The following is a 931-nucleotide window of genomic DNA, read 5'->3' on the forward strand; positions in this document are numbered from 1 at the left end:
AAGCGCTCGACCAGGTTCCGCTCGCGGTAGAGCCACGTGCTGAAGTACGGTTTTGACCGGCGGTTGGACTTTGGCGGGATATTGGCAAAGGCTCCTTTCTCGCGGAGAGACGCCCGGATGCGATCGGCATCGTAGGCTTTGTCCGCCAGAACGATTGTTCCGGCACCAACATGATCGAGCAGATCGTCAGCGGCTTGGCTGTCATGGCTTTGCCCTGCGGTCAGGCTCAGTCGGATGGGGAGGCCTTGCCCGTCGACGAGCGCGTGGATTTTGGTTGTGAGGCCGCCGCGGGAATGACCGAGACAATGATCTCGATCCCCCTTTTTGCCGCCGCAACCTGCTGGTGGGCGCGAACGGAAGTGCTATCGATCATCTGGATATCGCCATCGTGCGCGGCGGTGATGGCGTCCATCATCTGATCCCATACGCCCGCTTTCCGCCATCGCACGAAGCGATTGTAGCAGGTGGTTCGTGGACCGTAGCGTTCGGGTAGATCGCGCCATGGAGCGCCTGATCGCAGCACCCAGAATATTCCGTTCAGAACGCGCCGGTCATCGACACGCGGCACGCCCCTCGGCTTATTGGGCAACAGCGGCTCGATCACGCGCCACTCAAAGTCGGTCAGGTCATATCGGCTCATGCCGGCCCTGAATCAGAATCTAAGCGGGATTGAAAGGCCTATGGCTGTGGTGGCGGGTCATATAGCGATCCCTCACCCCAAGTGGGCGGAAGGTCGAGATCGGCCTGATTGCACCAAGTAAGGCGTCCGGCCTTATACGCATCACTCTCGATAAGCTCGGTATGGACTGCGCATGGCCAGCATGAGGGCTTAAAGCCCATCCAGACCGCATGCATACCGACGAACCTCTCGTTTCGGCCATCCTATGACATAACGGCATTGGAACTCGCCTCCAGGCGCCTTTGACGGCGT

The 931-nt window shown here is 59.7% G+C and carries 1 protein-coding gene and 1 pseudogene; both read right to left on the reverse strand.

The window, feature by feature from the left end; genetic code table 11:
* Positions 1 to 640, reverse strand: a pseudogene (locus AC2A04_RS18265) (IS5 family transposase); the annotation flags it as partial.
* A gap of 189 nt (positions 641 to 829) precedes the next feature.
* The coding region (locus AC2A04_RS18270; RefSeq protein ID WP_484213784.1) for a DUF6968 family protein at positions 830 to 931 on the reverse strand (102 nt) is incomplete at its 5' end.

The sequence above is a fragment of the Novosphingobium sp. HNCC26DJ243 genome (assembly GCF_057180545.1).